2 protein-coding genes and 1 pseudogene are annotated in these 4,662 nt (G+C 75.1%); all 3 read right to left on the bottom strand.

Annotated elements, in window-relative coordinates; translation table 11 throughout:
• On the bottom strand, nt 1-1,155 hold a 1,155-nt coding region (locus AAHZ94_RS28765), incomplete at its 3' end, for an MFS transporter (RefSeq protein ID WP_349996534.1).
• A gap of 360 nt (nt 1,156-1,515) precedes the next feature.
• Nucleotides 1,516-2,880: pseudogene (locus AAHZ94_RS28760) on the bottom strand (fumarate reductase/succinate dehydrogenase flavoprotein subunit); the annotation flags it as partial.
• Between the two features lie 110 nt (nt 2,881-2,990).
• Complete coding sequence (gene sdhC / locus AAHZ94_RS28755) at nt 2,991-3,818, bottom strand: succinate dehydrogenase subunit SdhC (protein ID WP_349996532.1); 828 nt, start codon at nt 3,816-3,818, stop codon at nt 2,991-2,993.
• Nucleotides 3,819-4,662 lie beyond the last annotated feature (844 nt).

Below are 4,662 nucleotides of genomic sequence, written 5' to 3'. Positions count from 1 at the left end.
GCCGGCCGCGCCCGGGCGCGCGGCCTGCCGGACGGCGAGCAGCAGAGCCGGCAGCACCAGGCCGACGCCGAGGCCCAGCAGGCCGGTGCACAGGCCGTAGCCGGGGCGGGAGTCGGCCGCCACGGGTCGGCACAGCAGGCCGATGCCGACCGCGGCGAGCGCGCAGCCGAGGAGCGGGCAGGCCCGCAGGCCGCGGAAGCGGCCGGTGCGGCTGATCAGCCGTCCGGCGCCGGCCGCGGCGACGAACAGGCCGCCCAGCAGCGGCAGCAGCCACAGCCCTGACGTGGTGGCCGACGCGCCGGCCAGCCGGTGCAGATGGGCCGGCAGACAACTGGCCGCGCCGAACAGCGCGACGCCGAGGACGGCGCCGACCAGGGTGTCGACGGTGCACAGCGACTCACGGGCCAGCCGCAGCGGCGTGACCGACTCGCGGGCGAAGTACGCCACGGCGACGCCCACGATGACGGTGCCCAGCGCGCCGAGGCCAAGGCCCAGCGCGATCCGCCCCTCCCAGGTCCGCTCCGTACCGCCCCAACTGGTCAGCAGCACCAGGGCGAGCGCTGCGGCGGCGGTGAACAGCGCGCCGAAGACCTCGAACCGACCACGGCGCGCGGGCCGCGGCAGCCGCCGCGCGGGCACGACGAGAGCGAGGGCGAGCAGGCCGAGCGGCGCGGTCAGATAGCAGCACCAGCGCCAGGAGGTGTGGTCGGCGAGGCAGCCGCCGAGCAACGGGCCCGCGGCGACGGCGAGGCCGCAGGCGGCACCGTGCAGGGCGGTGGCGCGGCGGCGGTGCCGCGGCAGCACCGCGGCGGTGATCGCCAGCACGCCGATCAGCACGCCGCCGGCCCCCCCCCCCTGCACGGCACGGAAGACGATCAGCTCCCCCATCGTGCGGGACCAGCCCGCCAGCGCGGAGCCGCCGGCGAGGACGAGGGCGGCGCAGCCGAACACGCCCCTGCGGCCGAGGAGTTCACCGAGTTTGTCGAAGACCGGCACGGCGACCGTGGCGGCCAACAGGGCCGAGATGACGGGCCAGGACGTGCGGTCCGCGCCGTGCAGGTCGGCGGCGATGGCGGGGAGCGCGGCGACCGGACCGGTCAGCGCGAAGGCCACCACGACCAGCGCCAGCAACAACCCGGCACCGACCAGCCGCACTCGACCGGGGCCGAGCGGGAGGTCCGCCCCGCTCTCCTCGCGGGCGCGCCCGGGCGTGAGCCGCCCGTCCTGCGCGTACGCGTCGTACGGGCCCAACTCGTCGTACGGGCCGGACGCGTCGTGCGTGCCGAAGGTGTCGTACGGGCCGAAGTCGGCGCCGGCACCGAGCCCGTCGCGCGCGGCGAACGTGTCGCGCGGCGCGAGCGTGTCGTACGGGCCGAAGTCGTCGTCCGGGTCGGCCCCTTCGGCGCGCTCGCCGCCGGCCCGGTCAGGTGGCGTGTCCGTCGTGGTTCCGGCGGACGGCGGCGCCCCCCGCCCCCCCGCGGCGCCCGCGGCCCCCCCCCGGGCGGGGGGGGGGCGCCCCCCCCCCGGGGGGCCCCCGGCCCGGCCGCGGGCCCCCCCCCCGGCGGCGAACAGGCCGGGCACGCCGGTGGCCGCCGCCGTGTCCGGGTCGCCCTCCACGCCGCCCATCACGTAGTGGCAGGTCGGGCCGACCTCCATCGGCTCGGCGGTGATGTCGACGTCGGCCAGCTCCTTGAACTGGTGGTGCATGGAGGGCAGTCGGCGCTTGATGGTCTCGGCCGGCATCCGGGTCGAGACGTCCAGGAAGACCCCGCCGTGCGGCGAGCCGCGCCCGGCCTTCACCTCGGCGTTGATGGCCCGGGCCACCTCGTCACGGGGGAGCAGTTCGGGCGGCCTGAGGTTGTGGTCCGGGTCCTCGTACCAGCGGTCGCCCTCCTCCTCGGTACGGGCGTACTTGTCCTTGAAGACGTCGGGCACGTAGTCGAACATGAACCGCTTGCCCTCGCTGTTGCGCAGCACCCCGCCGTCGCCCCGTACCGACTCGGTGACCAGGATGCCCTTCACCGACGGGGGCCAGACCATGCCCGTCGGATGGAACTGCACGAACTCCATGTTGATCAGCGGGGCCCCGGCCAGCAGCGCCAGCGAGTGGCCGTCGCCGGTGTACTCCCAGGAGTTCGACGTCACCTTGAAGGACTTGCCGATGCCGCCGGTGGCCAGCACGACCGACGGCGCCTCGATGACGAAGAAGCGGCCCGACTCGCGCTCGTAGCAGAACACGCCGGCCACCCGGCTGCCGGCCGGGCCCGTGCCGTCGGCGGGGCCAGCAGAGCCAGTGGGTCCAGTGGGTCCAGTGGGTCCAGTGGGTCCAGTGGAGTCTGCCTCCTTGAGCACCCGGGTGACGGTGCACTCCTGGAAGACCTTGAGCCGCGCCTCGTGGTCGCCGAACTCCCGCTGGTCGGCCTGTTGGAGGGCGACGATCTTCTGTTGCAGGGTGCGGATCAGTTCGAGCCCGGTGCGGTCGCCGACGTGGGCCAGGCGCGGGTACTCGTGGCCGCCGAAGTTGCGCTGCGAGATCTTGCCGTCGGCCGTGCGGTCGAACAGCGCGCCCCACGCCTCCAGTTCCCACACCCGGTCCGGGGCCTCCTTGGCGTGCAGTTCGGCCATCCGCCAGTGGTTGAGGAACTTCCCGCCGCGCATGGTGTCGCGGAAGTGCACCTGCCAGTTGTCGCCCTCGTTGACGTTGCCCATGCTGGCCGCGATGCCGCCCTCGGCCATCACCGTGTGGGCCTTGCCGAACAGCGACTTGCAGATGACGGCCGTGCGCATGCCCTGCTCGCGCGCCTCGATGGCGGCCCGCAGCCCCGCACCGCCCGCGCCGACCACGACGACGTCCCACGCCTGTCGCTCGACTTGCGTCATGTCTCTCGTTTCCCTCTCGCAGCCTTGGAGTCGCCCGCGCGGTTGCGTACGTGCCGTTGCCGTACGTGCCGCCGCCCCCGCGGGCCGGTCGCGCCCCCGCGGGGGCGATCTCAGAAGAAGGTCGGGTCGTCGAAGGCCCCGCTCGCCAGCAGGTACACGTACAGGTCCGCGACCGCCACGCTCACCAGCGAGAACCAGGCGAGCTTGGCGTGCCGCGCGTTGAGCTTCCCGACCAGGCCCCACAGCCGGTAGCGCACCGGGTGTCGGGAGAAGTGCTTGAGCCGCCCGCCGATGACGTGCCGGCAGGAGTGGCAGGAGAGGGTGTAGAGCCACAGCAGCACCGCGTTGGCCAGGAAGATCAGCGTGCCGAGCCCCATGTGGCCCCACGCGTAGTGCTCGTCGCGGAAGGCCAGCACCGTGTCGTAGGTAAGGACGCAGGCGACGAGGACGGCTGCGTAGAAGAAGTACCGGTGCACGTTCTGCATGATCAGCGGGAAGCGGGTCTCGCCCGTGTACGTGCCGTGCGGCTCGGCCACCGCGCACGCCGGGGGCGAGGCCCAGAAGCTGCGGTAGTACGCCTTGCGGTAGTAGTAGCAGGTCAGCCGGAAGCCCAGCGGCAGGATCAGGATGATGATCGACGGCGACAGACCCCACCAGCCGCCGAACAGCGCCCAGTTGGGCCCGTTGCGCATCGGCTCGCAGTTGTCGGCCAGGCAGGGCGAGTAGAACGGCGAGACGTACGGGGACGCGTAGTAGTCGGCGTTGGCGAACGCGCGCCACGTCGAGTAGACGACGAAGGCGAACAGACCGGCGGCGGTGGCGGCCGGCAGCAGCCACCAGCGGTCCGTCCGCAGGTGGCGTTCGGGGATGGCAGCGCGCGACGGGCCGTGCACGCCGTGCACTCCCGTCGGGGTGTGGGGGTCGGTGCCTGTGGCCAAGGGAGACTCCGCGGTGGCGTGGTAGCGGCTCGGAACGGACGGGCTTGCGTCAGGGCTAACGGGCGGGCGGCCGTACGGGGACGGTCGGCCGGGGGTGGGGCCGGTGCGACCCCGGTGCGCGTGGTGCGGTGGGGCCCGCCCGGCCCCGGTGGGTGTGGCGTGGCGCGCGGGGCTGTTCGGCCCCGCCGGTCGTGCGCGGCGCCGACGGACGTGTGCGCAGCTCCGGCGGGTGCGGCGGGTGCCGGTGGGGCGCCGACCGCCGGGGGCGCTGACCGGTCGGCGCCGGGGCCGGCGGGCCGGTCCGTACGCGCCGGGGCGGGCGGGGTGGTGCGGTGGTGCGCGGGGTGGTGACGGGGTGGTGCGTCGGGGCGCCGACGGGGCGGGCGAGCGCCGCGGGAGGTGGTTGGTCCTTGCCGTGGGCCGTCCGGGGCGCCCGGGTCATGCGCGGTGTGCGGGCCGTACGAGCTGTTCGGGTGGTGCGAGTCGGGCAGGCCGTACGAGGTGTCCGGGCCGATGGGCCAGGGCGTACGCGCCGGGCGAGCGAGGGGCGGCGGCCCGTACGCGGAGAAGGGCAGGGCCGCGGTCGGACGCCGGGCCTGCCCCGCGGTGTGGCCCGGACCCGGCACCCCGGCCGATCCCGGGCCGACCTGAAGAACCAGCCCGACCTGCGACGACGGTCCGCCCCTTGGCGATGACCCGTCCCGTGGAAAGGGCCGTCCCGTGGCGATGGTCCGCCCCGCGGCGATGGCCCGTCCCGCCGCGGGACCTCGGCCCACCAGGGGGCCGCGGGCCCCGGGATGTCCGCGGCCCGCCAGGTGTCCGCGGCCCCACCGGAGGCCCGCGG

The sequence above is a fragment of the Streptomyces sp. HSW2009 genome (assembly GCF_040240285.1).
In the GTDB taxonomy this organism is placed as follows: domain Bacteria; phylum Actinomycetota; class Actinomycetes; order Streptomycetales; family Streptomycetaceae; genus Streptomyces.
This window is presented reverse-complemented; position numbering and strand designations above follow the sequence as displayed.